The organism is Sphingomonas sp. 10B4, assembly GCF_035019905.1.
Taxonomy (GTDB): domain Bacteria; phylum Pseudomonadota; class Alphaproteobacteria; order Sphingomonadales; family Sphingomonadaceae; genus Sphingomonas; species Sphingomonas glacialis.
This window is the reverse complement of the sequence record NZ_JASJVC010000470.1, coordinates 1-249: the sequence shown is the minus strand read 5'-3', so window position 1 is coordinate 249 and position 249 is coordinate 1. Positions and strand designations below refer to the sequence as shown.

Sequence of the window (249 nt, the reverse complement as noted above, 5' to 3'; positions counted from 1 at the left end):
ACATGGCCGTAACAGCGATGCGCAAGATACCGTCGGCGGCCTTGATCGGATCGAGCTCGAGCGGCTTGCCTATGCGTTCGTTCATGGCATGCGTGGCAGCCGCTTTATCGAGCAGCATTTCGCCACCAAGAAAATTATTTTCATCCAAGCGGCCGAGCAAGAGGTTGGCATCGGTGACAGTCGGCTCGGTACCGCCGCGGCGATAGCACGCTGGGCCAGGTATTGATCCGGCACTCTGCGGCCCGACAC

At 59.8% G+C, this 249-nt stretch carries 1 protein-coding gene; it reads right to left on the bottom strand.

What is annotated here, in order from left to right; translation table 11 throughout:
- The coding region (locus tag QN347_RS20530) for a hydantoinase/oxoprolinase family protein (protein WP_323494507.1) at nt 1-223 on the bottom strand (223 nt) is incomplete at its 3' end.
- Nucleotides 224-249: the final 26 nt, after the last annotated feature.